Below are 24,763 nucleotides of genomic sequence, written 5' to 3' on the forward strand. Positions count from 1 at the left end.
TCGGATCAATTATCAATGAAGGTTCTCAATAACTTGGGTTCGGCGCTTCTGCCGACGCGCTCGTCGCGTCGATGCTGGGGAACCGGGCATGCAAGCGCTCGATCAGGAACTTCGCGTGATCGAGGTCCTGGCGAAGCTCGCGGGCGCGGCGCCGCATGGACCGCGCCCGCTCCGACCACGCCGTCACATCCGGCAGGGACTCCATCCGGGACAACTTGGACGCCAGGTCCCACGCATGTCTACGCAGCTCTGCGCGCAGCGCTCGAGCCTGTGCCACGTCGGCATTTTCACTCACGCCGCACATATTTACACCACCGTAGATTGCCGAGGTGGTAAATGCTTAGTTTGGCTTCGAAACGTGTCCTAGAGCTCGCGGATCGCCCGGGCCGGCGAGCCGACTGCCAGTACCCGCGATGGGAGGTCGCGCGTGACCACGGAACCGGCGCCGACGACGGTGTCCGCGCCGATGGTGATGCCCGGGCACACGATGACGCCGCCACCGAGCCACACGTTGTCGCCGATCACGATCGGTTCGGCCGCTTCCCACTTGTCCCTGCGCGGTCCCGCCTCCAGTGGATGGGTAGCGGTCAGCAGTTGCACGTTGGGCCCGATCTGCACGTCGTCGCCGATGGTGATCCGTGCGACGTCGAGAAGGATGAGACCCCAGTTCGCGAAAGTGCGTGCACCGATGGTGGTTTGGTGTCCGTAGTCGCACTGCAGCGGCGGCCGGATTTCGCTGTTCTCGCCAAATGCGCCGAGAAGCTCGCGAAGCAGTCGGTTTCGTTCGTCGAGCTCGGTGGGGTCGAGTGCGTTGATCTGGTGGGTGAGCTTCTGTGCGCGTTTGGAGTCGCGGATCAAGTCGGGGTCGTCGGCGATGTACAGGTCACCAGCGAGCATGCGCTCGCGCATTGAACGATCCATAGGACCACGGTAGGTGTGCTCGGTCGCGGTGAACCTTTTTGACGCCCGTGGCGTGTAATTGGCATGAGCATCATCGACTTCCGCCGCCGGCGCTCCGCAACGCCGACCTTCGTGGTGGTCGACCGCCTGCACGGCCGGCGCGCCGAAGAGGTGCCCGGGGAGCAGATCGCGGCCACGGTGTCGACGTGGCTCGCCGAACTAGGTGTGGAGACGCCGCTGATCGAGGCACTGGAATCGGCTGCACAGAGCCAGGATTGGCCGACCGTCTACGCCCTCGGGGAGCGGCTGTCCGTCGACGTCATGGTTGCGTAGCCGAAAGCTGAAGCGCCGCGGGTCAATCCAACCCGAGCTTCGTCGGCGCACCGTCGATACTCGACAGGTTCTTCTGCTGCCAGTACTCCGCGACGCCTTCCGGCCCCTTCTTCTCGCCCCAGGTGTCGAGCAGGACGCGCTCTGCCTCGACCGTCATGAGCGGCACGCCGAAGCCGCACGAGGTCTGCACGAGATCCACGGTCAGGTCATAGATCTGACGTGCGCTGATGTGGGGCGGGAACTGGCTGTAGAGCTCGGCCCAGTCCGCATCGCCGGGCGCGACCTCACGGGCGGTGCCGTACAGCCGCAGGATCAGCGGCTCGCGATCGAACGAGCAGAACATCAGCGTCATCCGCGGGTTGTCCAGCAGGTGCGCCGAGGTCTCGTTGCCGCTGCCGGTGAGGTTCAGCCAGGCCACGCGGTTAGGCCCAAGGACGCGCAGAGAGTCCAAGCCCTTCGGGGACAGGTTCACCCGGCCGTCGCGCGCCGCCGTCGCCACGAAGTACATGCTCTGCGCGGCAATGAAGGTGCGGAACCTGTCAGTGATCTCGGGGAACTGCTTGGCCATACGGGCATGCTTGCACGGCGGTGAGGGGAGGGGCGAGCGAGTTTCAGATGCCGGGATGCGGTGAAGGCGCGCAACTCGTGTGATGCATCTGGACCGCCGGTGCGACCCAGCGACGGAGAAAAGCGCGCAGCTCCGCGCCGTGCCGCTCAGGGCCGCCGGGATCCAAGATGAACGACTGCAGTGTGCGCAGCATGAACTCGACAAGTTCGTCGAGCTGCCGGCCGCTGAAACCCGCTGCGGCCCAATCGACCTGAAAGCGCTCGAGGATCGACCGGCCGAACGAAATCGACGTTTCGGAGGTGACGCCGGCGGCGAAGGCACTCGCTCTGCCGGGGTGCATGACCAAGCTCAGGTAGCGATCGTTCGGGAGCTGTTCCAGGGTGTAGGCGATGCCTTCGATCACGGCCTCGGTGGGATCGGTGATCGATTGCAGGTCGTCGGCCAAGCGGTCCAGAAAGCCTTCGACTGCCGACAACGCCGTGCCCGTCATCAGTGCGTCAAGGGTCGGAAAATAGCGATACACCGTCTGCCGGGTAATCCCGAGTTCCGTGGCGACGTCGGACACGCTCACCGAACCGCGCGCGTCGATCGATGCGCGGGCCGCGCTGACAATGCGCCGAATCGCCTCCTCGTCGTCGACGGGGATGTCACCAGACCAGCCGTGCCTGCGCATCACCGCATACTTTCATCCCGTTGTGCTTCGGCGAACGCCACCGACTCTTGACCATACATCGGGCGTCTGATGTATGGTCCGGCTATACCCGAACGTGAAATGAGGTCAGTGATGACGGCGATCGCCGAAGGACCGGTCAGCAATCAGGACGAGGAACTGACCAGGCGCGCCGTGCGTCACTCGGTCGACAAGACGACGGACATGGCCGACCGTGAACTGCGGGTTCCGTTGCACTACTACCGCGACCCGAAAATCACTGAGATCGAGGAGTCGCAGGTGCTGCGCCGCGTGCCCCTTGCGATCGTGCCGTCGGTACAGATGCCCAACGTCAACGACTACGTCGTGCGCTCGGTGCTCGGTGATTCGCTATTGGTGACCCGCGATCGTGACGGCGTCAGTCACGTGTTCCTCAACTACTGCCGCCACCGCGGCGCGAAGCCGGCCTGCGGGGCCGGTAACGCCGCACGGTTCACGTGCCCGTACCACGCGTGGAGCTACAAGAACACGGGCGAACTGTTCACCGTTCCCGGCAAGGCGGGGTTCGATTCGATGAACAAGGCCGACTACGGACTCGTTGAGCTGCCGAGTGAGGAGCGCCATGGCTTCATCTGGGCCGTGCTGACCGCCGGCGCTGCCATCGATGTTGATAGCCACCTCGGGTCCATCGGCCCAGAACTCGAGCTGATGAACTACGCCTCATACGGCTATCACACGGAGAAGGAGTTCCAGTCCCAAGTGTCGTGGAAGGGTGCCCTGGAAGCGTTCGCTGAGGGATACCACTTTCCATTTGTCCACGGCGAGAGCGTGATTGGACAGAACACCCTGCCCAACACCGGGGTGTACGACGAGTATGGCAAGCACCATCGCATCGGCTTTCCCTTCAACTGGGTCGCCAACCTTGCCGACGACCCGTCTGGCTCGTGGGATCCGCACCAGAACATGGGCGTCATCTACTGGATTTATCCCAATCTCATCCTGGCGAACAGCCCGGTCGGTGTGGAGATCATCGACATCCTGCCGGCCGGGGAACCGACCCGATGCTCGGTGCGGCACAGCTGGATGGGCCGCGTGCCGGCCACCGACGACGCGATTCGCGCCGTCTACGACCAGGTGTACGACAACGTCCACGCCGCGGTCGTCGACGAGGACTTCGCCATGTTGCCCCAGTGCGGGGAAGGCGTCAGGCACGGCCAGCACGGCCACATGATCATCGGCCGCAACGAGATTGGCGTGCAACACATGATCAGGGTGTTCGCCGAGGAGCTCGGTGTGGCGCTCGAATAAGGACACGCAATCTGCCGTTTTCCGAGCGTCCGGGCGCTAGATTCGGTGCCACACCCGCGCCGAAGGAGAGCCCCATGCCGAACTCCGGATTGCTGCTCAACCCGCACGACTTCGACCCTCAGAAATTCGATCCGGAGACGCGGCGCCAGCTGCGGGCGCTGATCGCATGGTTTGAGGAGCGCGGCAAAGCGCGGCTGCTGCAGGACGATTTGGATGCGACGTGGGTCGCCGACTTTCTCGAATTCATCAAGCGGGAGCGCGTTTTCGCGACGTTCCTGACGCCCTCGGAGTTCGCGGACGGTGATCCGAACAAACGCTGGGACACGTCGCGTAATGCCGTGCTGAGCGAGATCCTCGGCTTCTACGGGCTGGCGTACTGGTACGCCGAACAGGTCACCATCCTCGGGCTCGGCCCGATCTGGCAGAGCGACAACATCAAGGCCAAGGAACGAGCCGCCGCGCAGCTCGAAGCCGGCGGGGTCATGGCCTTTGCGCTGTCCGAACGTGAGCATGGCGCCGATATCTACAACACCGACATGCTGCTGACGCCGACGTCCGACGAGGGCGTGGTGTTCCGGGCGTCGGGGGAGAAGTACTACATCGGTAACGGCAACGTGGCGGGCATGGTGTCGGTGTTCTCGCGTCGCACCGACGTCGACGGACCCGACGGCTACGTGTGGTTCGTCGCGGACAGCGGTCACGAGAACTACCAGCTGATCGACAATGTGGTACACGGGCAGATGTTCGTCAGCACGTTCCGGCTCAACGACTATCCGGTGCATGAGGAGGACATCCTGTGCACCGGGCCGGAGGCGTTCTCGGCGGCCCTGAACACTGTCAACGTCGGCAAGTTCAACTTGTGCAGCGGCTCCATCGGGATGTGTGAGCACGCCTTCTACGAGGCCATCACGCACGCAAACAACCGGATTCTCTACGGCAACCCGGTCACCGACTTCCCGCACGTGCGCGCCTCGTTCGTCGACGTCTACGCCCGGCTGATCGCGATGAAGCTGTTCAGCGATCGCGCCATCGACTACTTCCGCAGTGCCGGCCTCGAGGACCGTCGCTACCTGCTCTTCAACCCCGTGACCAAGTCCAAGGTCACCTCCGAGGGCGAACGAGTCATCACCCTGCTATGGGATGTGTTGGCCGCCAAAGGGTTCGAGAAGAACACCTACTTCAGCGAGGTGAACCGCCTGATCGGTGCCCTGCCCCGGCTGGAGGGCACCGTGCACGTAAACGTCGCGCAGATCCTGAAATTCATGCCGAATTACATGTTCAACCCGGCGAGCTATCCGCCGATCGGCCGCCGCGATGACGCGGCCGACGACGTCTTCTTCTGGGCGCAGGGGCCTGCGCGCGGCGCATCCAAGGTTCAGTTCGCCGATTGGGCGCCGGTGTACGAACGGAACCTCGAGATCCCGAATGTGGCCCGCTTCTTCGAACAGGTGCTGGCGTTCAAGGACCTGTTGATGTCGGCGGCACCCGATGCCGACCAGCAACGCGACCTCGACTTCGTCCTGGTTGTTGGGCACTTGTTCACGCTCGTCGTCTACGGGCAGTTGATCCTCGAGCAGGCTGAACTGATCGGGCTCGACCACGACCTGCTGGACCAGATCTTCGACTTCCAGATCCGTGACTTCTCATCGTATGCGGTTGCGCTGCACGGCAAACCGAGCTCGACGGTGGCACAACAGGAGTGGGCGTTGTCGGCCATCCGCAAGCCCGTCACCGATGCGGCTCGTTTCGATCGAGTCTGGGCGCAGGTCGCGTCCTACGACGGTGCCTACGAGATGCGGCCCTAGGTCAGCGGACGAAATACCGGTAGCGCCCGATACCGCACGGTGAAGCTGGCCTCGCTCAACTGCTCGCCCACCTCACCGTCGTGCGCGACGGTGGTCGGGCCGTCGACGGCGACGAACCGGAACTGCGGCACCTGCAGTTCGTGGTAGAGCGGGCTGCGTTCGAGCCGACCCAGCGCGACGGCCGTCGCGATGCGCAACCGGCTGAACCGCCGCCCGGTTTCCAGGATTCGCACGTCGATCAGACCGTCATCCAGACGCGGCCGTACCGACGGGGCGAACCCGGACGGGAAGTACGTCGAATTCCCCAGGAAGAACAATTCGGTCTCAAGGGCCTTGTCGTCGTAGCGGATTCGCACCGGAGCTTCCCGGCGCAGCGTCAGATACAGCGCGCACATCCCGGCCAGGCGCTTGCCCATCCGGCGTTCCAGTTTCTCGCGCATCCGCACGTAGTTCGGGTAGGCGCCGATGCTGGCGGTGTTGATCACCATGCGTTCCTCATTGAGGCACACCAGGTCGACGTACGCCGCGGAGCCGTCCTTGATCGACTGGACGGTGCGGGCCACCGAATCGCAGCCGATGTCCTTGGCGAAGTGGTTGAAGGTGCCACCGGGGAACACCGCCAGGGGGACACCCACCTCGACGGCGATCGCCGCCGCGCCTGCCACCGTCCCGTCGCCGCCACCTACCGCGAGCACCTCCGTGCGTGCCGCCGTTTCCCGCAGCACGGCCTCGATGTCATCGTCGTCGTCGAGTTCGACGATTTCCATACGCGGCAAGGCTTTTCGAGACTCTTCAAGGATTCGCGCGCCCGTCCCGTCGCCGGAACGCGGGTTGATCACCAATGCCACGCCCTCGCCCTCCGGTCGGCGCTCGGTGTGGAACCGTAACGGATCCGACGTCGGCAGCGTGGTGGCGGGAATGGTCGGGACGATGCGTGCGCCCAGCACTGCGATCGCGGCGCCGATGCCGAATCCGGCGAACACATCGCCGGGATAGTGCGCCCCGGTGGCCACCCGGGACAGCCCGACCATCCCGGCGAGCAGCGCCAGCGGCAGACCGGCCGCCGGGGACTCCAGGCCGACGCCCACGGCGAAGGCCGCGGCGCTCGCGGAGTGGCCGGACGGCAGGGAATTCGAGGTGGGGACGCGCTTCGTCTGCCGGATGAGCGGTATCAGGCTGCGGTCTGGCCGCGGTCGCCGCCAGATCCGTTTGGCCAGCTGATTCGTCACCAGGCTGGTCACCGCCAGACTGACGACGCCGCGCGCCGCGCCCCGCCGCACAGACTGGCTGCCCAGCGCTCCCATGGCGGCGGCGAGGGCGAACCACAACTTCGAATGGTCTGCCGCTCTGGTCAAGCCGGGCATGACGCCGTCTAGCAAGGGGCTTGGTGACCCGGCGACCGCCTCGAAGACCTCACGGTCCAACGTTCCCAGGCCCTTGCCGATCGCGTGCACGTCCATGGCGCCCAAAGTATCCGTTGTGGCGGGAGTTCAACCTTCGTGGAGCCGATGACGGGAATCGAACCCGCGTATTCAGCTTGGATTCGATGCGTGCGCCGAAGCGCACGTGCGTGAATCAGGCGTTGCGAGGCACAGGATCACATTGATACGCGCTTGCGCGTGTGTGCACCCGAACGCGTCCGGTGAGCCGATCTACCCATCGCAGTTTGGTCAGCCCGTAACGGGTAAGGAAACGGTGCACCGAGTGCGCTACGCGTGAGGATGTCGCTCAAGCCTCCTACAGCGTTGTATCCGGTGTTCCGAGGCTGAAGCGGTATTCCTCAGCAGCGGGTGTCACGGTGTACTCAACGACTTCCCCCACAGTGGATTGCAGGAGCGGCAGAACTTCTTCGGGTGAGGCGTAGTAGAACTCACGTCGGGGCCGCATCTTGTTCACCCGCTTCGATTCCAACGCCTGATGTAGCTTCCGCTCAACTGTCACGGCGTCATCGGAGAAGAACAGCGCGTGGACATCGAACAGGAATGGCACGGAGGCATCGCCTAGCTCGCGCACACGGTCCAGCGGGTCTAGGCGTCGTGTCAGACCGATTTTCACCATGTTTCGTCCGAAAGATCCGATATTTGAGATGACGTACACATAGCCAGCACGGATGTTGGCCGCACGGTAGTCAACGTGCTCGATGGCGTGCTGGACGTCGGCGAGCTTCTCGCGTACCCGTTCAGCGCCGGCTGAGTCGCCGCTGGCGTCAAGCTTGGCCACGACGTTTGAGTAGTGGGCGTGTTCCTTCAGTAACCTTTGCCGCTCTGCTTCCAGCTCCTGTTGGGCTCTTTGTTGTTCGCGTAGTTCGGCACGATGCTCTCTTTCGGCTTCCTTTTCTTGTTGAAGTTGCATCTGAAAATCCGCGGCTAGTCGAAGTTCAAGCAGCCGAAATTCGTGATAGGAGGGCGTTACGCGGAGGTCGATCATCCTGCCCTGTTTCTCGATTTGTGCGACTGCCTTCTCGAGCCGGGCTTGCGCGGCAAGTAGGTTGCCGGCCTTAACAGTCTTGACGCAGTTCTCCGCCTCGGCGTTATACGCTCGCAACATGATTCGCGACATTTCGTCGACAAACCTGCGTCCCTGCGCGGCAGAGTTGTTGAAGGTGAAGTTGTAGTTCGCGGAGATCGCCGCCTTGGAACGGACGTATTCCTTGATTCGTCCGCGGACACGCTCCAATTCTTCGCGCAACGCGACCGATGACTCAGCTGGATGGTGATACTGGTATAGGCCGACGTCTTGCATTTGGACAAGACCCTGCGTTTCGACGAGTTCCGAACGGACCTGCTGGATTTCCTTCTCCAGCGCGATTTTTTCGGTGTTGAGCGCCGACTCAAGGTGGGTTTTGTCAGTGCGCAGCCGGTCCAGGGCGGTCGTGAGGCGTTGGGTTTCAGCTTGAACGTCGAGAAGCGTCATCGCACCCATCCGGTCGATGACAGCGTTAAGCTCCTGATTCTGCCGCCGCAGCTCTTGGACTTCTTGCCGAAGCTCGTGGTTCTCATGCTGCAGCTGTTCGGCAAGTTTCCTTGCCCCGAAGACCGGGATCTTGTCCGGATGCATCGATTCAACGGGCGGCTCTGGCGGGGCCGGTTGCACCGGTGTGGGATCGGAGCTTGGGGCCGCCGCGCCCGTTGAGGTAGAGCTAGTCCAATGTGCGCCGTCCCAGTAGCGCAGCACGCCGCGTTCCTGCGGATCTGGATACCAGCCTTGAGGAGTCGTCACAGAGGTATCGTCATACGCGACGACCGTCAAAGGACAAGAACCGCCGACATCAGGCGGTGGCGCCATGACTTTCTGTGGCAGTGGTGTCCCTGTACTGGCGCGATGCCGTTGAAGACGCCGAGGCCAGACACATCCTGCTGCACGCGGCCGGCCACATGTGCGCGATGCTGATGCATCTATGGGGTGTCCGTCGCCGTGATCGCGGCCTCGATCGGCCACAAAGATGCAAGCCTGACAATGAGGCTGTATGCGCATCTTCAGGGCGAAGCGCTCAAGTCTGCGGGTGAGACCTTGAACCGGGTTGTGACAATTCGTGACCCGGGGCTGGGTAATCGAACAGTTCGAACAGCGTTCTGCTGCTCTTCATGGAGCCGATGACGGGAATCGAACCCGCGTATTCAGCTTGGGAATACGGTCGGAGTCGTTTGGCTGAGTGCCTGTGCGTCGCTGCGGTCCACTGACCTCGGAAGATGGGTATGTGGTGGTGTGGGCGAGTGCAGGTGAATGGTGCTGCCTTGTGACCCTGATGTGACCCGCGGGGCTGCCCGTCAGCGGCGCGATTTCAGCGTGTGATTGATGGCGAACGCCGCCCAGACGATGGTCCACATGCCGCCCCACAGTGCCCACATGACGCCCATCCCGACGCCAACGCCACCCGCATCGGGGTCGCCTGCGGTGGAGAACAGACCGATGCAAGGAATGACGGTGCCGAGAAGTGAGAAGAGCGCGAGCAGCGCGAAACCGTAGTGAATGGTGAACCGGCGTTCGCCGGCGAGGGGCGCTGATGCTGGCGCGGTGTTCGCGGTCCATTGGTAGCCGTCGAAGTACCGGATGATCGGCGCACCGCTGGGGTCTGGATACCAACCGGGGGCGACGTTCGGTGGCGGCGGTGCAGCAGTCATGCCGCGCAGCGTAGTGCCGCTCGGTAGGTGTACACAGCGAGTTCACGCCAATTCGTACAGCGACTATTCATGTCGATACCGGCCCGCACCCGACCGCTTTCAGCACCCATCCCGGTACCCAGTGGGTGACCGTCTTCTGCTGCGTCCCGAACACCACGGGGTAGGTCACGAGCCCCCACCACTGACCCTTGACACAGCGCGCCCAGCGTGTGAGCTGGCCTGTGACGACCAGATGGAGCTGTAGGCCGCCGGGCTGGTACTGCTCACGGTGGTGTGGCTGGCGTGGGAACAGGGTGGCGAGGTCGATCTGCACGGTGCGTGGTGGGTCGACCCGGCGGAAGTCGGTCGCCGGGTGTCGGCCGGTATCGCTTATTGCCGGCAGGTCACCCACTGTTCGATCATACGTTCGATGGAACCGAACGGCATCGACATACGTCTAATCCCCATCTGAGAGACATCGCGACGATTCGACCAGGAGCTGCGGGGCTACTCCCACTTCCTCGACGGCCAGATTTTGTGGGAGTGATCCCACCACAGCGCGAAGAACTCCGTTCTATCGTCCGAGAGCAACCCATAAAGCCGTGCGAGATTGCCGACCGATATCCGCGCAAGCTCCGTGATGTCGTCCAGCTCCAAATCCTCAAGCCGACGTCGTGATTCCGCAGTGGGAAGGTCCTCGACTTTGTAGATCACGCCGACGTCTTCGCCAGGACGGAATACCTCGGCAGCCGTCTGCGACTCAAGATTTCCGAGGCGAGTGAGAAGCGTGGTCAGTAGCGTCTTGCTCTTGTTCTTCGACTGACTTAGATCCAGGAGCTTGCCTGGGCCTTTGTCGTCGAATCGGTTGAACCTGAATCGCAAACACGCATTCGGGTTGCCGACAGGTAACGGGGCCTGCCGCCCAATGGATTTCGCGATTGCCGCCGATTTGGGCTCAGGCTGGGTCGGGATTTCCTTCGCGCTACACAACTTCTACTGCTGGCCTCGATGCTTCGCCTCGAAGTACTCGAGCATCGAGGCGGTGTCAATCTCAGCCTCGCCCCGCTGCCCATCACGCAGTCCGGCCCGGGCATCTCGCCACGGCGGTTCGGAGTGCGACAAGACGCTGAGTTGCGTCGCGTCCAAGTGGTCGTAGGCACTGAGAACCGCGTCAATCGTGCCGCGTTCGGACGGCGACAGCGCCGCTGGATTGCCGCCGATGTCGCCTGCGTCGAGGCTGTAGCGCCCGCGATGCGCCCGATACAGGTCTCGGACAACGGGGCCGTTGGCCCACGCCTCAATCCTGGAGCTGAAGAGCGGGAATCCGTCGAACACCAAGTGCCACGCCTGCGAGTAGTAGACGAGTTTCTGCAACTTCATGGCCGTCATTGGCCCGGCCTTGCCGAGTATGTATGCGGCTACATCGTGAACGTTCGCCATGGCCTTCTGCCCCTCTAACAATCAGCCCGGTCAGTCCGTTCGCTGCTATCTACAACGTCAGTATTACACGCGCCGTACGACAGATTTACCCGCTCAGCGGATAAATCACGCGCGGCGTGGCGGGATTCACGCGAAGCGCACAGCGTCATGTGGGCCAGGAAAGACCCAGGTGGGACGGGACCGCAGCGGCAGTACTTTGGAGTACGCAACAGCTATGGCTGCGGCCCCGCGCCAATGAAGCTACCCCGCGCCTGGCCCACCTCGCCGATATTGACCATGGCGTCGGCCAAGGGGTGGCAGCATTTGCCACATGGCCGACAAACCGAATCAGCGCAACGTCGTCCCGAACCCGAAAGGCGGGTGGGACGTCGAAAAGCCTGGCGCATCCCGTGCCAGTGCCCACTACGACACCCAAGCCGAAGCCGTCGACCGCGCCCGACAAATTCTCCATAACGACGGGGGCGGCGAACTCCGAATCCACAACCGCGAAGGCCAGATCCGCGACTCCAGCACCATAGCGCCAGGCAACGACCCTTACCCGCCGAAAGGCTAGGTCACCCCGATGAATTGCATGCTCTGTGACAAGCCGATCCAGATACGTGAGGACTACCTGTACGTGAAGCGGCACATCCCCAACGGCGTCACCTACACCCCGCAAGATGCAGCAGACCGAGGCATACATATCGGCTGCGTCGCCGCAGCGACGGCCAAATTCGACTGATGTGGCGGATTAGCGGGTGCGGTGCAGCCATCTTCATACTCACTGCGTATGGGGTTCAGCCGGGCGCGGCAGCCGCGCCCGGCACTCTGTCGACGATCACCAAACAGTCCTGCGACCTGAAAACTGATCGTGACCTCATTGAGTGGCACCGATATCGCCACCCGGCATATTCCGATGGTTCGACGGGGCCACCCGACTCAGCGGTCGAGATCGGCAACGTCGACCTAGTGCATTGCACCAGCACACTCGACGGGTGGGTGCAGATGCACCAGGGCAGTACTGCCGATGCCGCCGCCGGCTACCGCGACTGCTACGAGATCGCCTGGGCCGACCAAAACCCCGGCTACAACGTTGAAGCACGACCTGCGCCGCGCCTCAAACACGTCCTGTTGCAGGCTGGCAACGACTGCTAGTTAGCGGCAGCGATCCGTCGTACAAGCGGCGTACATTCGGATCATGGTCAGCATGTTATTTCTGGTCGGTTTCGTTGGCCTGCACTGGAAGCTGATCGCGACTGTGGTGGGGTTGGTGTTGGTGTTCCGGTATGGACGTGACCTCTACGACAGGTATGCGGCTAATCAGTTGGCGGCCGCGTGCAGGCGCGCCGATATCGCGGCCCGCGCCGACAATCAGCATGCGGAAGTGCTCGCCGGCGACGGGCACGGCACCTACGGCACCGCGTGGACCGCGCAGCAAAAGTTCAACGGCCTCACGACCGGGTAAATCCCCCGATCTTCGTTCGTGTCAGCGCCGGGTGTAGTACAGGGCGTAGTGGCCCGGGCCGGTCTGGAAACAGAACGCGCTGGCGTTACCAGACGCGTTGGCCTGTTGCGCTGCGGCTTTGCACGCGGCCTGGTCAGTGCCGAAGTCGATATTGTCGGCATGCGCCGGGGCCGCCACGGCGATAGCAGCGACCGCAGCAGCAGCGGCGCCGATCGACATCTTGAGCGTGCGGAACATCGCTTCTCCCTCGTGGGGGAATTCCCAAGACGATCCCCCCGCAACGGACAAACTACTCGCTAACGGCGCGCCCCGGATAGCTCACGGCAGAATTCGATGGCCGCACAACATCATCCGTGGACACCTCCACGGACCGCACCGACGCCGGCCACGGCAACACCGCCTGATCCCGGCGGATGAACCACCGCGGCACCAACACCGGCTGGCCGGCCTCCAACGCCTCGAGCAGGCGCCGCGGTCGGCAGAAGCAGCCCATGCCGTCCGCTGTCGGCCGACACCCCCGCGGGTCGTGCTTCTCAACCTGCCGCAGCTCGCGCTCCAGCAGCGAGGCGTACACCCCTGGCACCCGATAACCGCCACGGCCTCGACCACCCGCCGGCCGGCTGACCCTAGGCACCAGTCCCCTTGCGCCACCGCGTATTCGCCGCCCGCTGCGCCTTCACCGTCACTGCCGACGGCGGCGCCGGCAGGCTAGTGCTGATCGACCTGAGCAACCGCGCGATGTTCATCTCGAGCAGCCGCAGCTCGGCCGACAACTTCACGCGGACTCTGCTCTCATCCGAGCCGAGATACCGGGCCCACAGATCGACCCGCCGGTCCACACACGTCGCCACCATCTCCAGCACCTCAGACTCCGCAGCCGACCAGATCAACGGCTCGTCGACCGACAAACCGAGGCTTTCGGAGTTGTCGGCCAGCTCGGCGTCTAACGCTGCCAGCAGCGCCACAGCCTCCGCGGAATGACTGGAAGGGTCGCGTTTGAAATGCGACCCTTCCACGGCGGGAACCGTAACGGTGACGGTCTGGGCGTTACGGTTACGCCGGTGCGCACGCTGCTTGCACGCCGGCGAACAGTACTTCGAGCCTGCGCGGCCCAGGAACGGATTTCCGCAGTTCGAACACGTCAACTTAGCCATTCACCACCCCTTCCAGCGGCCCCGAAAAACCCGAAAATGTGCCGCCGGTAGCCGTAACGCGAAACCTGCGCGCATGCGTGCAGCCACCCCGATCCACAGTGCGTCTCGGTGGCCGGTCGCGGGCGGGGGCGGGGGTGGTACCCATGGGGTGTCAGTCTCGCGTTGGGATTGGATTGGTCAGCGGAGGCCTGGGTGTGGTTCTGGTTGACGTTTCCATCGTGACCGTCCGGCGCGTGCTTGGTTCTGTGTGCGCCGGGTGTGGCAGGGCGCGCAGACTGATTGCAGTCGGCTGACTGGTGGGATGACCGAGCGGTTGCCTCCGGTTTCGGCGATGGGGTCGATGTGGTCGACCTCGGTGGCTGTGCCTGTGCAGCAGTCGTATTGGAGTTGGCAGCGGTGGCGATCTCGCTCGAGGACGGCTGCGCGGACTTTGCGCCATGCCCACGTTGAGCCTTGGCCGGTTGTGGTGCCTGACCATGCTTCGGTGTGTTCGTCGCAGTACTTCGTGTCTGTGATCAGGTTGTCGCAGTGTGGTTTTGGGCATGGTCGTGGTGCGCGTGGCATCAGGTGCTGCTCCCGTCGTTGAAGAACGTGTGTGGGTCTGTGCCGGCCAGCTGTGCGCGCATGTGACGCTCGGTGTTGTAGAGCTCTTCGATGACGTCGTCGCGTCTGTGGCTGGCGCGGCCGGCGCGGAAGAGCCGAAGGTCGACGTTGCCGTGGCGTGTCTTCACCATGTCGGCGAGTGGCTGCTCTGCGAGTGGTTTTCCTACGGTGGGGATGAGGATCGTTAGTGGTGTGTAGCGCTTGGCGCGGAGGCTGGGTCCGGTGTTGATGTCGCAGCCGAGGCCAGGTTCGCTGGTGAAGCCGAACGTGTAGGCCCATGGCACGTTGAGGTATCCGGCTTCGGCGATGTTGGGTGTGTCGGCTGCGGCGATCGCGACGCTCATTAGGTAGTAGGCACTGGGCGCGTAGGTGATGCCGCAGTGGCAGTTGGGCGACGGCAGCGTATTGCCGTGGGCGCATTCGGCTTCGAAGCAGCGTCGCCCATTCTGGAAGTAGGACTTCAACGCGAGCGAGCGCGTGAAGTAGGTCTTGTTGACTGTGCGCCAGTCGCGGAAGAACGGGGATGCGAGTCGGCCGTTGTGGAGCTGGAGGTGCCATATGCGCCAGCCGAACTGGGTGGGGTGGGTGTCGAGGATGTGGTCCTCGGTGGCCCAGACTGGTTCGTGTCGTAGCGAGTCGAAGTACTGGTCTGCGGTGTGGTTGCGGAGTTCGGCTCGTGCGACGGCCTCGATGTAGTGCACTGTTTCGGCGGTGAATGGTCGGCCTTGGTGGACGTTGACGCCGTAGCGCTGTTGCAGTTCGCCGGCCGTGGCGGATTTTGTGGGCAGCGCCATCGCGAGGATGCGCCATCTCCTTGTGCGGCTGGCGATGTCGGGGATGACTGGGTCAGAGAAAACGGCGCCGACAGCGACGCCGAAGGTTAAGACGACGTGCGAGGGGCTGGTCCTGGTCCTTCTGCGCATGCTTTCCGCGAATTCGTCAGGGCCTGCGACAACGCGATGGTGGGGGTAAAAGTAGATACCGCAGCTGCAGTCGGTGGCGAGTGCGAACGGATCGCTGGTGTGCGTGCAGTCTGCTTGGGCGAAGCTGCGGCCGAAGTTCATGGCACCCTTGTGGATTGGGGACAAGAGTCGTGTGCCGGTGTCGTCGAGTCGCCACCATCGCCAGCCGAAGCGTTGCGGGTGTTGGTCGATGATGTTGGTCATGTGGCCCCGCTCTCGGGTGGTGGTTGGTGCGGCGGCGCAGGTACGTCTCTCACGATATGGGTCGTGGTCCTGAATGCCCTTTGCCCTGAACAGCTTTGGATTGACGCCGCCGCACCTAGTTTCGGGTTCACCAACCGTGGCTGATTTGCTTCTGCTCCATTGCGGCGAGCGCGTCCAACAGCGCACGAAAGGCTGTGTCGCCCAAAGTCGGACCGTGTACGAAGCCGGCGGTGTCGCGCGGAAAACCGTCGCATACTGCTCGGGTGAGTGGCGGTACCGAGGCGGGGTTGGCTTGGTAGTCGTCAAAGGTGGACATGTTTGGCCTTTCAGTTAGATGCGGTTGCGGTGGATTGCCAGGCGACCGGAGGCCGCTGGTCGGTCTTCGGTTTCTTCTGCATCTGCTGCCAGCTCTTCGGTTCGAAGTTGTCTATGCGGGCGCGGTGCTCGATGATCCATTGCTGGAATTGCTTCGTGGTGGGCAGCCAGATTTCGGCGTTGCTGGTGACCATCCAAATGAGTTGCTGCACAGAGTCGGCTGGCCATGGGCGGGGGTCGGGTGGTGCGGCCGCCAGGGTGGTGCTGGTGGTGTCGGGGTCGAGCCAAGAGGGCATAACGGCGTCGATGTTTTTGAGCACCAACGGGGTCGCGATGGGGTCGTCTAAGTAGTGGGATTGATTTTGTGTCCACTTGTAGCCCAGGACCATTCGTTGTGCGTCGCGGATCGCGTCGTAGTCGGCGCGCAGCGCGGGCAGCTGTGACCAGGGCTTCGTTTTGCCGGCGGTGATGGCCTGGTCGGCGGTCGTGGCGCCGTCGAGCTGCGCCACGATCTTCGTCGCGGAAGCCATGAGGTTTGCGAGGTCGGCAGCTAGGGATGTCAGCACACGATCGGGCAGCAGGTTGACGGCGCCGGCGATATGGCTGTCGGCGGCGTTGGCGACCGTCGTCAGCGCGGTGTATTGCTGATCTATGTCGCGTTGGGCGTCGGCCGCCGCGGAGATGGCGGCAAGGTAGTCGGCGATGCCGTCAGCGGACGTCGGGGGTGCTGGTGTTGGTGCTGCTTCAAGTTCGCCGCGCCAGGCGAGTGCAGCGTCGCGGAGCTCGACGGCCTGTAGGTGCTCTGGCGTCCGGATGGCCGTCGCGTAGAACGGGTTTTCGGCGGCGTTCTGCAGGATGATGGCGGCTTCACCGGAGTCGCCAATGGATCGCGTCATTTGTTCCCTTTGTTCGTGGTGGTGCCGAAGCGTTTGGCGGCTGCGGCTGCACCTGCGGCGCCGCGCTGGGCGGCTGGTTGACCGATAGGACTTGGCGTGAACTCCCCGCCGAACCGTTTGGCTGCTTCTGCGCGGCCGGTGTCGCCGGGTTGAGGGCCGCCGACGGGTCCGCTTGCCTGGCCGTATTGCGTTGCGGGGGTGACGGTTCCGAATAGTGCGCTGACGTGTTGCTTGACCTTCGCGACGTCGACAGTTCCGTCTGTGAGGAAGGCGTCCGCGCGGACGTTGGCGGTGTACGCGTCGGCGCGGTCGTCGCCGAGGTGCTTAGCGAACTCGGCACGGAGATCGTCGCGTGCGTCCTCCGAGCGGCGGGCGTTCGCTTCTGCGTAGGCAACGGCGCGGTCGACATCGTTCATGCCGCGTAGTGCGGCGATTACGTCCTCGCGGTTGATGGGATCACCCATTCTCGTCCTACTTTCTGTGCGCCTGCGATTAGCCCTGCGGCTGCTCGGTACCGGATTGTTCGCCTTGGTATTCCGGTGGCATTCGCAAACTCGGCTATCGACATCCAGGGTGTCTCTTGGCTTGTGATATGTCCAATGTTGTTGCCGCCCACGGCAATAGCTTCAGTTAATGCGTTCATTGTGCTCAGCACGCCAGCCGGGACGGGCTGACCGGCTGTGTGGCAGCGGCGGATGAGTTCGGCAGCGACGTGACCAGCGGACACGACTAAGGCGGCCGGCAGCGCGATCATGCCGTCCGGCGGGCTAGCCATCGTCCTGGTGTGGGTGGCGTGGCTGGCTGAAATCTATTGCGGACCTGCGTTCATCGGCCGGTGCGATGTCGGCTGCTGCGATCCGGGCGACACATGGCACCTTGCTGACCCGGCCGTCTGGCTTGGTGCACCAGATGCCCTGTTCGGCTTGGCAGTTCGTGCATGGGACCGACAAGGCGTTGGTGTCGGCGTATGCGGCCCATATCGGCCGGCCTCGACGGCGGCTCATGCCGATTCCCCGTCAGCCCGGACTATGAGCCATATGCGCTCGCTCTTGGAGTCGCCGCGCGCTGGTATCGACTCGATTCGGTCTGACCGGACCAGTGTCTTTCTGGCAGTTTCGGGATCCATGCCAGCCGCAGTGGCGAACGCGTAGAAATGATCCTGGTCGACCTGCTGAGCACCGGGACCCAGGCGGTCTAGGTAGTCATCGATGCGCTGCTCAACCGTCTTGTAATTGACGGGCATGGCGGGGTCGATGCAGAAGGTCACATTGCGACCTTCGGTGGAGTACACGCGGACTCGGCCGCGGTCCTTGGCGCTGCTGATGGCGCCGGCGATGGCGGACTTGCTGTATCCCGCAGCTTCTCCTGCGTCATAGACGGCCGACGATTCGCGCAGCTGTACGCCGCCACGTAATTGCTCGTCGAGGTAGCTGGTGAGCCAGTCTCGGCAAGACTGCCTGCCGTCGCTCTTGGTATACGACCGCCGCGAATTTAGCGCTGTAACAGTACCTTCTGGTTCACCCTGAACTTCAGGTTCACCCTGCTTAACCTGCGGATATGTACCCTGAACCGACGGTTCACCCTGAACCCCCGCGAGTCGATATCGAGAGCCCCGGTCAACTGCTATGGCTACCACGAGGCCCTCGTATTCCAGCAACGCGATTGCCTGGTCGAACATGTCGCGCCGATCCCGCTTGCCCATGCGACTGCGCAGCACATTGCCGGCTTGCTCTCCATCGCGTTCAAGGGTCCGCAGGATGCTGTTCTTCACGCCGTCGAGCAGGCGGCTGTCGTAGACCCTGTCGCCTTCAGCGCGGGCGATGGCCCGCTCTCGAACCCTTGCCCGTGCCGCTACTTTGGCTTGCTCGATCATCCATGCGCGCGTCTGATCGGATTTGGTCATGACGACGCCGGACAGCTCCCAGTCCTGCTCCGAGACGACCATCCGGTGGTGCAGGATTGCGACCGCCGCAGCCACCTTGCAGCGAGTGAGTAGTGCGTGACCGTCGAGGGCGTCGCCTTGTCCGCGCTGGCGTGCTAGGTGCGCTTCGATGATGGTCGCGCGTATCTCGTCGGTCGCATACTGAATCTCCACGACGTCGTCTGACATCAGCGACCATGCCGGCAGCCGCGTGTTCAGCGGCTCGGGGTCGGCAATCGCGGTGGCAGGCATGTCGGGGTCGGTGGTTGGGAACCAGAGGAACCGTTGCGGCGAGCCGCCGGTGGCGTCATTGAAGATCACCTGAGCGTGCCCGGGTTGAGCACCGATGGAGAGGCAGCAGCGGTAGGTGTGTGGCTGCACAACCCGTGTGGTGGCCTCTGAGGCATTCGACTGGCCGATGAGCTCACCCATCAAGGCGCCTTTGAGCTGCGCCAGCAAGATGTTCCCTTGGCGGGCTGCGAGGCCGGTGAGAGTGTCGACCTCGGGTACGGACAGAATGGCGCGGGTGATCGGTTCTACGCCTTCTTTTTTCGGTGGTGTGAACAGTGCGGAGATGCCTTCGCCGGATCCCACGGGGCGTTCGATGATCGCTGCGGGCCACGCGAGGCGAGCGACCTTGTCGGAGACGCCTTTGCCTCCGCCGGATGGGGCAACGAACATGGCCCCGAGGTTCAGTGAGGCTCGGCCACCGATGACGCCGGGCAGCTGGACGTGTGGGCCTGTGCTCGCTGCAACGCGAAGCAGGACGGCGCCCAATACTGCCCATGGTGCGGCATAGCGTGCGCGTGCCCATTTATGGATGAGGGCGAGTTGTTCGGTGGCTGAGAAGAATTCGTCTGTCATGCGGTTCTCCTTCGGGGTATGTACGAGTCGCCGCGGCCGTTCTGTACGCGCTGGGCGAGAGTGGACCAGTTCTCGGCTGAGGCAATCGCTCTCGATGCAGCCGCGAGGTGTTCCTGTCGGGCGTCCTGAGTGACGGCCCACTGCAGGGCGGCCCACAGCACAGATCGCCAGGCCGCCGGGTCGGTGTCGTCGAGCTGCAGCCAGGCCGGAGTGCCGAGTGTCGGCCCGGGTTCGCCGAGTAGCGGTCGCAGACGTTGATAGACCGCGGCGCAGGAGACTTCGTGGGACTGCGGAGAACCCGCGCCGCTATCGGCGCGGGTCTCCATCGTCGAGTTAGGCGGCAGCTGCATTGCCTTCACAACCGCGTCGCCGCGATTGCGACGTCGACGCTCGAAAACAACCGATTGCACACGGGGCAGAGCGGCAGGCGACCCTCGTTGGATCGCCTATAGGCTGCCCAATGTTGGCCGCACATCAGGGCGTCCTCGCAGTCATGCAGGCGGGCGTACCAGGTCGCCGGACGTTTGCATTGGTGCCCGGCGCGGGTTGCCATTTCGCATTGAACGGCCTCGTCCCAAGCGCTAACGATGTTGTCGAACGCCTTCGCATCGATTCCGGTGTCTACGCTCATCGGGTCACCTCCTCGTCGATTGCGACGAAGTACGCGCATACCGGGCAGCGCCTGCTAGACCCCTTACCGCCTGAGCTGCGCGTAGCTGGCCACCAGTCGCCGGTTAGTCCACACAGTGATGTGCCGGGGTTTGTTCCACCTGGGAAGCAGTGCAGGTCGGTCTTGGGGTCGCCGCCCAGGATGTCGAATACAGTCAGTTCCGAGTTCTGCCGGGAAGCAGGCTTATTGGCGCTCATCGCTTCACCGCCGTGGCGTCGGCTTCGAGGTTGTCGGAGGCCTTGTCCAGCAGGCGGGAGGCTTGGCGCAGATGGCCAAGTGCGGCAACGAGATCGGTGACCGCGAACAACGGCGCATCAGCGCTCAACGCTTGCAGCTCCTCGTTGAGGTCGTGGCGCAGCAGGTTGGTCCTGTTGACCGCGACATCGAGCCGCTGAGCCACCGTGTTCGGCGGGGTGTAGGTCGCACAGAACGCGCACACCTCGGACCCGTCGGTGGGCACCGTGCAGCTCGTGCACATGGTCGAAACGTTCCCGGCGCCGGGAAGATGGTCGTCTACCGGCTGGGCCGGGTGATCTGTCATCATGGTTATCGGATCTCCTTGGTGGTTGTGGTGACTGCTCGGTGATCGGTTCGAAGGGCGTCGGCGGCAACCGGCGCCTTTCGCATATCCGGGGTGTGGTCGTCCTCGACTAACCCCAGATCGCAGTGGTCGGCCTGCGGCAGCTCCCGCACGTCAGGCCGCCCCTTCGAGGCGAGCAACGTATTCCGCTATCTGCCTGTCGGTGCTGAAACGCCTGCGACCCACGCGTACCGAAGCCAGCTCGCCGGTCTTCCATAGTTGGAAAACCAGCGAGCGGCTGACCCCGCCCAGCTTCGCGGCTGTGGCTTGCCAATCGTTCATAGCGCCTCCTGTGTGTTCTGATGTGCATAAATCGAACTACTGCACACTGTGCAACACGCTACACGACACACCGACACTCTGCACACGGACACACACAAAAACTCCCGTAGCGTGTTGGCTATGGCACCGGACCGGACTCTGACGCAGTGGGAGCGTGATAACCCATGGGAGGCGGTATTGGCTGCCGGCATTGGCAAAGGCATCGCTGATGCACGGGACCGGCTGGGGATCAGCCAGGGCGAACTTGCGACGATGCTTGGGGTATCACGCAACGCCATTGCCAACTATGAGGTGGGACGTGGGATCCCGCGTCTTGGCCTCCTGCTCCGGCTGGCCGCGGCGTTGAATACGTCCCCCGTTGCGCTGGTGTACCCCAATCCAAGCGATGAATTGGAGAACCTTGTCGAAGTGCTGCCAGGAACTGAAACAACGGGTTTCAAAGCGGCTCAATGGTTTTCGGCGCATCAACCGGGTCCGGGTAGTGGGGCAAAGATTGAAGCGCAACGCCGTGAGGAATGGCGAAACAACACGAGATTGCTGAGACTGTGGCGCGAAATTGACGATCTTCAGGTGCGGCAGGCAAGTATCTCCCGCACGGGTCGAGACGGGAAGCTCTCGGATACGCAACGCGAATTAATCGAGAGCTACCAGCGTCAGATCGACGACAAGCGCCGCGAACTTGGTGTGGCTAACGATGTCTAGGCAGCAGCTTCCTCCGCAGATCAAGAAAGTCGAGGTGGTCGACCGCTCGACCGGGAAAACTGTTGTGCGGTACAGGATTAAGGTCGATGTCGGAGCACATCCAGAGACGGGTGCCCGGCAGCAGGCCAAGCGTCATTGCCGGACGGAGGCCGATGCGAGGCGTGTACTCGCCGAGTTGCAGAACAAGGCCGCAACCGGCACGTACGTGTCACCCTCGAAACTCACCGTCGAGGAGCTTTGTGCGAATTACGTTGCGGGACGGCACAATCTGCGTGAATCTTCGCTATCGAAGCTGGAGTACGACCTCGCGCCGTTGCGTGAGCGGCACGGCAACCTGCCGGCGCAGAAGCTCGCTAAAGCGCACGTCGACAAGCTGGTAACCGATCTCCTTGCCGGCGGCACGAAGACCGCCAAGGGCCGGACCCGACGACCGTGGTCACCGATCGCGGTCAACAAGACAATCAGCAGCATCGACCAGGTGCTGGCCGACGCGCTCACTCAGAAGATCGTCACCACCAACGTGGCCGCTAGCGTGGCCCGTGTATCGGCCGCTCACAAGGACGTCGACACGTTCACCGCGGCGGAAGTCGGCAGGCTCCGGAAGCACTTCGGCACCACTCGGCTCGGTCATGCGTGGGAGCTCGCACTGTATGGCCTACGCCGTGGCGAGATCGCGGGCCTGCGCTGGTCGGATATCGACCTGACGGCCAGGACTCTGGCGATCGTCAACAATCGGGTGTCTGCCGGCGGTGTCACCGTCGAGAACGATCCCAAGTCGGTGGCGTCCCGACGCGAGCTGCCCTTGCCTGACCGGCTGACCAAAGTGCTGCGCGCCGCGAAGAAACGCCAGACGACCGAGCGCCTGGCCATCGGCGAGCACTACGGGACCGGCGACTACGTGGTGTGCAACGAGGCGGGGGAGCCGTACAACCCGGCCGTCCTGTCGCGATATTGGGCCGAGGCCGTGAAGGCGGCCGGCGTACGGCACATCAAGCTGCACGGTGCCAGGCACACCGCAGCCACGCTGATGCACCTAGACGGGGTACCGGTCGCGGTTATCGCGGCATGGATCGGGCACTCAGACCCGACGCTGACGCTGCGTGTGTACGCGCACAGCCAGGCAGATGCGCTGAAGTCCGCGGGCGACGTTTTGGACCGTCCGAACAAGAGTTCCAAGTGAGTTGTGACCCTGTGTGACCCTGATGGGTCCATTCGAACAGGTTCGAACGGCGTATGCCCTGGTAGGCGTGGAGCCGATGACGGGAATCGAACCCGCGTATTCAGCTTGGGAAGCTGATGTTCTGCCATTGAACTACATCGGCATGGTGCCGCTGCAGGATATCAACCCGGCCCGATAGGCTCCCCACGTGCTCCTCTCCGATCGCGATCTCCGGGCCGAAATCGCTGCTGGGCGCCTCGGCATCGATCCGTTCGATGACGCCATGGTGCAGCCCTCCAGCGTCGACGTCCGGCTGGACAGCCTGTTCCGGGTTTTCAACAACACCCGCTACACGCACATCGACCCGGCGCAGCAGCAGGACGAGCTGACCACTCTGGTCGAGCCCGACGAAGGCGAGCCCTTCGTCCTGCATCCCGGCGAATTCGTGCTGGGCTCGACACTCGAAACCTGCACGCTCCCACACGATCTGGCGGGCCGGCTGGAAGGCAAGTCGTCACTGGGCCGCCTAGGCCTGCTGACGCACTCGACCGCGGGATTCATCGACCCGGGCTTCTCGGGCCACATCACGCTGGAGCTGTCGAACGTAGCCAACCTGCCGATCACCCTGTGGCCCGGCATGAAGATCGGGCAGCTGTGCCTGCTCCGCCTGACCAGCCCGGCCGAGCACCCCTACGGCAGCGACAAGGTCGGCTCCAAGTACCAGGGCCAGCGCGGCCCGACGCCCTCGCGGTCGTACCTGAACTTCACCAAGCCATAGCCCGCGTTGGTTGTGCGCGTACGCAGAACTTTTCCGAGTGCGGGTCTGCGCAGAAGCACACTCAACGCCAGCTACCCGGCATGCCACGCCGTGAATGCAGGGTCAACGCTCACGAACGGCCCACTGCCGTTGACCCTGAAACTAGGACACTCACTACTCGCACTTTTGCGCCCGCATTACAGGCTCAACGGGAAAACCCGCAGCTCAGCCACCCGGCATCGGGTTCATCGGCCCGACCGGGCTGGTGGGCATCGTGGTCGTGGTGGTGGTCGTCGTCGGCACTGTCGTTGAAGTCGTGGTCGTCGTCGACGGAGTAGTAGAAGTCGACGTCGAAGAAGAGGTCGTCGAGGTCACCGGCGGCGCCACCGGCACACCCGTCGTCTCGGTGACGGTCGCGGTCGACGTGGAAGTCGACGCAGACGAAGAAGTAGAGCCGGCAGGCGCCAGAACCGCACACGCCACCCGTCCGCCCGCGTCGCCGGTTGCCAGGGTCTCGGCGTCGGGGCCCGGCGTGCCGTCGTGGGTGTACCGCGGCGGGATGTTGGCGAAGTTGTCCGGGCCCTGGTGGATGATCAAGGCGCTGCCTTCGGGGCCCTTCAGGGCCGCTTCGGTGAACGCATCGGTGGTCGCCACCACCTTGCCCGTCCCGTCGCCGCGCACGTTCAACGGCGTCAGGTCACCGCTCGAGGGATGCCCGGTGTGCCCGGCGACCTGCAGATGGCCGCCGGCAGAGGTGAAGTCGCCCTCGCACTTGCCCACGGAGTGGATGTGCATGCCGTGGCTCCCGGGGGCGAGGATGCCGCCGCCGGTGGTCTCGACGGTGACTGTCGCGTAGCCGTCCGAGAAGTCGATCGAGGCGTTGGCGACGGGTCGCCCGTCGGACGTCTTGAGCACGACGTTCATTGCGGCCGGATTGGCCTGGGTCCACGTTGTGGGCGGCGTCGAGCTCGACGGCGTGTTCCGATTGGAATTGCACGCAGCCAGCACGAAAACGGGTGCGGTGAGCAGGGCAGCAGCTGCAGTTGTGCGCTTCGACATGCGCGCCGAATACCCGGAACAGCCACTTTTGAACCGCGCGTTGTTTCACGCGAAACAGGCCTCATCTACAACACCTGCCATCTCAGCG

Annotated in this window: 33 protein-coding genes and 1 tRNA gene; 10 read left to right on the plus strand and 24 right to left on the minus strand. The window is 63.5% G+C overall.

Annotated elements, in window-relative coordinates:
- Positions 1–25 precede the first annotated feature (25 nt).
- Both AC3WTE_RS09910 and AC3WTE_RS09915 read right to left on the minus strand, forming a co-directional pair.
- Complete coding sequence (locus AC3WTE_RS09910; protein WP_492437272.1) at positions 26–295, minus strand: hypothetical protein; 270 nt, start codon at positions 293–295, stop codon at positions 26–28.
- Positions 296–363: 68 nt separating this feature from the next.
- Positions 364–921 (minus strand): sugar O-acetyltransferase, encoded by a 558-nt coding sequence (locus AC3WTE_RS09915; protein WP_492437274.1) that lies wholly within the window; start codon positions 919–921, stop codon positions 364–366.
- A 63-nt stretch (positions 922–984) separates the two neighbouring features.
- On the opposite strand from AC3WTE_RS09915, the gene AC3WTE_RS09920 reads away from it, so the two are divergent.
- Positions 985–1,233, plus strand: coding sequence for a hypothetical protein (locus tag AC3WTE_RS09920; RefSeq protein ID WP_459368019.1), 249 nt, complete (start codon positions 985–987; stop codon positions 1,231–1,233).
- A gap of 22 nt (positions 1,234–1,255) precedes the next feature.
- Here AC3WTE_RS09920 and AC3WTE_RS09925 read toward each other — a convergent pair whose 3' ends face one another.
- Positions 1,256–1,801, minus strand: a complete 546-nt coding sequence (locus AC3WTE_RS09925; RefSeq protein WP_492437276.1) for a pyridoxamine 5'-phosphate oxidase family protein — start codon at positions 1,799–1,801, stop codon at positions 1,256–1,258.
- 43 nt (positions 1,802–1,844) lie between these two features.
- On the minus strand, positions 1,845–2,474 hold the full coding sequence (locus AC3WTE_RS09930) for a TetR/AcrR family transcriptional regulator (RefSeq protein ID WP_492437278.1): 630 nt from the start codon (positions 2,472–2,474) through the stop codon (positions 1,845–1,847).
- Between the two features lie 111 nt (positions 2,475–2,585).
- Here AC3WTE_RS09930 and AC3WTE_RS09935 point away from each other — a divergent pair, with 111 nt between their 5' ends.
- Both AC3WTE_RS09935 and AC3WTE_RS09940 read left to right on the plus strand, forming a co-directional pair.
- Positions 2,586–3,758, plus strand: a complete 1,173-nt coding sequence (locus tag AC3WTE_RS09935; protein WP_492437280.1) for an aromatic ring-hydroxylating oxygenase subunit alpha — start codon at positions 2,586–2,588, stop codon at positions 3,756–3,758.
- 74 nt (positions 3,759–3,832) lie between these two features.
- Complete coding sequence (locus AC3WTE_RS09940) at positions 3,833–5,563, plus strand: acyl-CoA dehydrogenase family protein (RefSeq protein WP_492437282.1); 1,731 nt, start codon at positions 3,833–3,835, stop codon at positions 5,561–5,563.
- Here the strand turns inward: AC3WTE_RS09940 and AC3WTE_RS09945 are convergent.
- From AC3WTE_RS09945 to AC3WTE_RS09970, 6 genes are all read right to left on the minus strand, one after another.
- Positions 5,560–7,023, minus strand: coding sequence for a bifunctional phosphatase PAP2/diacylglycerol kinase family protein (locus tag AC3WTE_RS09945; protein WP_492437284.1), 1,464 nt, complete (start codon positions 7,021–7,023; stop codon positions 5,560–5,562). The genes AC3WTE_RS09940 and AC3WTE_RS09945 overlap by 4 nt on opposite strands.
- Before the next feature lie 277 nt (positions 7,024–7,300).
- The gene (locus AC3WTE_RS09950) at positions 7,301–8,782 is read right to left on the minus strand and encodes an SNIPE associated domain-containing protein (protein WP_492437285.1); all 1,482 of its coding nucleotides are present in this window, start codon (positions 8,780–8,782) and stop codon (positions 7,301–7,303) included.
- Positions 8,783–9,330: 548 nt separating this feature from the next.
- The gene (locus AC3WTE_RS09955; RefSeq protein ID WP_492437286.1) at positions 9,331–9,684 is read right to left on the minus strand and encodes a DUF2510 domain-containing protein; all 354 of its coding nucleotides are present in this window, start codon (positions 9,682–9,684) and stop codon (positions 9,331–9,333) included.
- A 67-nt stretch (positions 9,685–9,751) separates the two neighbouring features.
- The gene (locus AC3WTE_RS09960; RefSeq protein WP_492437287.1) at positions 9,752–10,075 is read right to left on the minus strand and encodes a hypothetical protein; all 324 of its coding nucleotides are present in this window, start codon (positions 10,073–10,075) and stop codon (positions 9,752–9,754) included.
- 95 nt (positions 10,076–10,170) lie between these two features.
- On the minus strand, positions 10,171–10,653 hold the full coding sequence (locus tag AC3WTE_RS09965) for a hypothetical protein (RefSeq protein WP_492437288.1): 483 nt from the start codon (positions 10,651–10,653) through the stop codon (positions 10,171–10,173).
- Between the two features lie 3 nt (positions 10,654–10,656).
- Positions 10,657–11,052 (minus strand): Panacea domain-containing protein, encoded by a 396-nt coding sequence (locus AC3WTE_RS09970; RefSeq protein WP_492437289.1) that lies wholly within the window; start codon positions 11,050–11,052, stop codon positions 10,657–10,659.
- Between the two features lie 361 nt (positions 11,053–11,413).
- On the opposite strand from AC3WTE_RS09970, the gene AC3WTE_RS09975 reads away from it, so the two are divergent.
- From AC3WTE_RS09975 to AC3WTE_RS09990, 4 genes are read left to right on the plus strand one after another with little or no spacing between them, the layout of a single operon-like run.
- Positions 11,414–11,656, plus strand: a complete 243-nt coding sequence (locus tag AC3WTE_RS09975) for a DUF2188 domain-containing protein (protein WP_492437290.1) — start codon at positions 11,414–11,416, stop codon at positions 11,654–11,656.
- An 18-nt stretch (positions 11,657–11,674) separates the two neighbouring features.
- Positions 11,675–11,824, plus strand: coding sequence for a hypothetical protein (locus AC3WTE_RS09980; protein ID WP_492437291.1), 150 nt, complete (start codon positions 11,675–11,677; stop codon positions 11,822–11,824).
- Positions 11,824–12,237: a hypothetical protein gene (locus tag AC3WTE_RS09985; protein ID WP_492437292.1), complete on the plus strand. Its 414-nt coding sequence runs from the start codon at positions 11,824–11,826 to the stop codon at positions 12,235–12,237. The genes AC3WTE_RS09980 and AC3WTE_RS09985 overlap by 1 nt, the downstream gene beginning before the upstream one ends.
- Before the next feature lie 43 nt (positions 12,238–12,280).
- The gene (locus AC3WTE_RS09990) at positions 12,281–12,547 is read left to right on the plus strand and encodes a hypothetical protein (RefSeq protein WP_492437293.1); all 267 of its coding nucleotides are present in this window, start codon (positions 12,281–12,283) and stop codon (positions 12,545–12,547) included.
- A gap of 21 nt (positions 12,548–12,568) precedes the next feature.
- Here the strand turns inward: AC3WTE_RS09990 and AC3WTE_RS09995 are convergent, their stop codons facing one another.
- From AC3WTE_RS09995 to AC3WTE_RS10050, 12 genes are all read right to left on the minus strand, one after another.
- Complete coding sequence (locus AC3WTE_RS09995; RefSeq protein WP_492437294.1) at positions 12,569–12,784, minus strand: hypothetical protein; 216 nt, start codon at positions 12,782–12,784, stop codon at positions 12,569–12,571.
- Positions 12,785–13,173: 389 nt separating this feature from the next.
- Entirely contained in the window at positions 13,174–13,701 is a 528-nt protein-coding gene (locus tag AC3WTE_RS10000) for a hypothetical protein (protein WP_492437295.1), read from the minus strand.
- A 177-nt stretch (positions 13,702–13,878) separates the two neighbouring features.
- On the minus strand, positions 13,879–14,265 hold the full coding sequence (locus AC3WTE_RS10005) for an HNH endonuclease (RefSeq protein WP_492437296.1): 387 nt from the start codon (positions 14,263–14,265) through the stop codon (positions 13,879–13,881).
- Complete coding sequence (locus tag AC3WTE_RS10010) at positions 14,265–15,470, minus strand: hypothetical protein (protein WP_492437297.1); 1,206 nt, start codon at positions 15,468–15,470, stop codon at positions 14,265–14,267. The genes AC3WTE_RS10005 and AC3WTE_RS10010 overlap by 1 nt, the downstream gene beginning before the upstream one ends.
- 326 nt (positions 15,471–15,796) lie before the next feature.
- Complete coding sequence (locus AC3WTE_RS10015; protein WP_492437298.1) at positions 15,797–16,681, minus strand: hypothetical protein; 885 nt, start codon at positions 16,679–16,681, stop codon at positions 15,797–15,799.
- Positions 16,678–17,145 carry a hypothetical protein gene (locus AC3WTE_RS10020; RefSeq protein ID WP_492437299.1) on the minus strand — a complete coding sequence of 156 codons (468 nt, stop codon included), beginning with the start codon at positions 17,143–17,145 and terminating at the stop codon, positions 16,678–16,680. Before AC3WTE_RS10020 ends, AC3WTE_RS10015 begins: the two co-directional genes overlap by 4 nt.
- 303 nt (positions 17,146–17,448) lie before the next feature.
- Positions 17,449–17,685 (minus strand): zinc finger domain-containing protein, encoded by a 237-nt coding sequence (locus AC3WTE_RS10025; RefSeq protein ID WP_492437300.1) that lies wholly within the window; start codon positions 17,683–17,685, stop codon positions 17,449–17,451.
- Complete coding sequence (locus AC3WTE_RS10030) at positions 17,682–19,283, minus strand: hypothetical protein (protein WP_492437301.1); 1,602 nt, start codon at positions 19,281–19,283, stop codon at positions 17,682–17,684. Before AC3WTE_RS10030 ends, AC3WTE_RS10025 begins: the two co-directional genes overlap by 4 nt.
- A 179-nt stretch (positions 19,284–19,462) precedes the next feature.
- A complete protein-coding gene (locus AC3WTE_RS10035; protein ID WP_492437302.1) occupies positions 19,463–19,816 on the minus strand; it encodes a DUF2742 domain-containing protein in 354 nt (117 codons plus the stop codon).
- A gap of 5 nt (positions 19,817–19,821) precedes the next feature.
- Positions 19,822–20,097 (minus strand): hypothetical protein, encoded by a 276-nt coding sequence (locus AC3WTE_RS10040; protein WP_492437303.1) that lies wholly within the window; start codon positions 20,095–20,097, stop codon positions 19,822–19,824.
- 232 nt (positions 20,098–20,329) lie between these two features.
- Positions 20,330–20,680, minus strand: coding sequence for a hypothetical protein (locus tag AC3WTE_RS10045; protein ID WP_492437304.1), 351 nt, complete (start codon positions 20,678–20,680; stop codon positions 20,330–20,332).
- 150 nt (positions 20,681–20,830) lie between these two features.
- Positions 20,831–20,998, minus strand: coding sequence for a hypothetical protein (locus tag AC3WTE_RS10050; RefSeq protein ID WP_492437305.1), 168 nt, complete (start codon positions 20,996–20,998; stop codon positions 20,831–20,833).
- A gap of 120 nt (positions 20,999–21,118) precedes the next feature.
- Between AC3WTE_RS10050 and AC3WTE_RS10055 the strand changes: the two genes are divergently transcribed.
- Both AC3WTE_RS10055 and AC3WTE_RS10060 read left to right on the plus strand, forming a co-directional pair.
- Positions 21,119–21,700 (plus strand): helix-turn-helix transcriptional regulator, encoded by a 582-nt coding sequence (locus tag AC3WTE_RS10055; protein WP_492437306.1) that lies wholly within the window; start codon positions 21,119–21,121, stop codon positions 21,698–21,700.
- On the plus strand, positions 21,693–22,880 hold the full coding sequence (locus AC3WTE_RS10060; protein ID WP_492437307.1) for a tyrosine-type recombinase/integrase: 1,188 nt from the start codon (positions 21,693–21,695) through the stop codon (positions 22,878–22,880). Before AC3WTE_RS10055 ends, AC3WTE_RS10060 begins: the two co-directional genes overlap by 8 nt.
- 68 nt (positions 22,881–22,948) lie before the next feature.
- Here the strand turns inward: AC3WTE_RS10060 and AC3WTE_RS10065 are convergent.
- Positions 22,949–23,022 (minus strand) — tRNA-Gly (locus AC3WTE_RS10065).
- Between the two features lie 45 nt (positions 23,023–23,067).
- On the opposite strand from AC3WTE_RS10065, the gene dcd reads away from it, so the two are divergent.
- A complete protein-coding gene (gene dcd / locus AC3WTE_RS10070; protein ID WP_492437308.1) occupies positions 23,068–23,637 on the plus strand; it encodes a dCTP deaminase in 570 nt (189 codons plus the stop codon).
- 204 nt (positions 23,638–23,841) lie between these two features.
- On the opposite strand, the gene AC3WTE_RS10075 is transcribed toward dcd, so the two are convergent.
- Positions 23,842–24,675, minus strand: coding sequence for a superoxide dismutase family protein (locus AC3WTE_RS10075; protein ID WP_492437309.1), 834 nt, complete (start codon positions 24,673–24,675; stop codon positions 23,842–23,844).
- Positions 24,676–24,763 lie beyond the last annotated feature (88 nt).

It is taken from the genome of Mycobacterium sp. FW102-FHT13B02, assembly GCF_058790275.1.

Coding starts and splice junctions, on each gene's coding strand:
- AC3WTE_RS10005 (WP_492437296.1), bottom strand. CDS start 14,265: ATGCCACGCGCACCACGACCATGCCCAAAACCACACTGCGACAACCTG.
- AC3WTE_RS09980 (WP_492437291.1), top strand. CDS start 11,675: ATGCTCTGTGACAAGCCGATCCAGATACGTGAGGACTACCTGTACGTG.
- AC3WTE_RS09940 (WP_492437282.1), top strand. CDS start 3,833: ATGCCGAACTCCGGATTGCTGCTCAACCCGCACGACTTCGACCCTCAG.
- AC3WTE_RS10045 (WP_492437304.1), bottom strand. CDS start 20,680: ATGATGACAGATCACCCGGCCCAGCCGGTAGACGACCATCTTCCCGGC.
- AC3WTE_RS09945 (WP_492437284.1), bottom strand. CDS start 7,023: ATGGACGTGCACGCGATCGGCAAGGGCCTGGGAACGTTGGACCGTGAG.
- AC3WTE_RS09995 (WP_492437294.1), bottom strand. CDS start 12,784: ATGTTCCGCACGCTCAAGATGTCGATCGGCGCCGCTGCTGCTGCGGTC.
- AC3WTE_RS10030 (WP_492437301.1), bottom strand. CDS start 19,283: ATGTTCGTTGCCCCATCCGGCGGAGGCAAAGGCGTCTCCGACAAGGTC.
- AC3WTE_RS09955 (WP_492437286.1), bottom strand. CDS start 9,684: ATGACTGCTGCACCGCCGCCACCGAACGTCGCCCCCGGTTGGTATCCA.
- AC3WTE_RS09985 (WP_492437292.1), top strand. CDS start 11,824: ATGTGGCGGATTAGCGGGTGCGGTGCAGCCATCTTCATACTCACTGCG.
- AC3WTE_RS10060 (WP_492437307.1), top strand. CDS start 21,693: ATGTCTAGGCAGCAGCTTCCTCCGCAGATCAAGAAAGTCGAGGTGGTC.
- AC3WTE_RS10050 (WP_492437305.1), bottom strand. CDS start 20,998: ATGAACGATTGGCAAGCCACAGCCGCGAAGCTGGGCGGGGTCAGCCGC.
- AC3WTE_RS10025 (WP_492437300.1), bottom strand. CDS start 17,685: ATGAGCCGCCGTCGAGGCCGGCCGATATGGGCCGCATACGCCGACACC.
- AC3WTE_RS09975 (WP_492437290.1), top strand. CDS start 11,414: ATGGCCGACAAACCGAATCAGCGCAACGTCGTCCCGAACCCGAAAGGC.
- AC3WTE_RS10010 (WP_492437297.1), bottom strand. CDS start 15,470: ATGACCAACATCATCGACCAACACCCGCAACGCTTCGGCTGGCGATGG.
- AC3WTE_RS09970 (WP_492437289.1), bottom strand. CDS start 11,052: ATGACGGCCATGAAGTTGCAGAAACTCGTCTACTACTCGCAGGCGTGG.
- AC3WTE_RS10000 (WP_492437295.1), bottom strand. CDS start 13,701: ATGGCTAAGTTGACGTGTTCGAACTGCGGAAATCCGTTCCTGGGCCGC.
- AC3WTE_RS09990 (WP_492437293.1), top strand. CDS start 12,281: ATGGTCAGCATGTTATTTCTGGTCGGTTTCGTTGGCCTGCACTGGAAG.
- AC3WTE_RS09925 (WP_492437276.1), bottom strand. CDS start 1,801: ATGGCCAAGCAGTTCCCCGAGATCACTGACAGGTTCCGCACCTTCATT.
- AC3WTE_RS10075 (WP_492437309.1), bottom strand. CDS start 24,675: ATGTCGAAGCGCACAACTGCAGCTGCTGCCCTGCTCACCGCACCCGTT.
- AC3WTE_RS10055 (WP_492437306.1), top strand. CDS start 21,119: ATGGCACCGGACCGGACTCTGACGCAGTGGGAGCGTGATAACCCATGG.
- AC3WTE_RS10015 (WP_492437298.1), bottom strand. CDS start 16,681: ATGACGCGATCCATTGGCGACTCCGGTGAAGCCGCCATCATCCTGCAG.
- AC3WTE_RS09915 (WP_492437274.1), bottom strand. CDS start 921: ATGGATCGTTCAATGCGCGAGCGCATGCTCGCTGGTGACCTGTACATC.
- AC3WTE_RS09935 (WP_492437280.1), top strand. CDS start 2,586: ATGACGGCGATCGCCGAAGGACCGGTCAGCAATCAGGACGAGGAACTG.
- AC3WTE_RS09920 (WP_459368019.1), top strand. CDS start 985: ATGAGCATCATCGACTTCCGCCGCCGGCGCTCCGCAACGCCGACCTTC.
- AC3WTE_RS09930 (WP_492437278.1), bottom strand. CDS start 2,474: ATGCGCAGGCACGGCTGGTCTGGTGACATCCCCGTCGACGACGAGGAG.
- AC3WTE_RS10040 (WP_492437303.1), bottom strand. CDS start 20,097: ATGAGCGTAGACACCGGAATCGATGCGAAGGCGTTCGACAACATCGTT.
- AC3WTE_RS10020 (WP_492437299.1), bottom strand. CDS start 17,145: ATGGGTGATCCCATCAACCGCGAGGACGTAATCGCCGCACTACGCGGC.
- AC3WTE_RS10035 (WP_492437302.1), bottom strand. CDS start 19,816: ATGCAGCTGCCGCCTAACTCGACGATGGAGACCCGCGCCGATAGCGGC.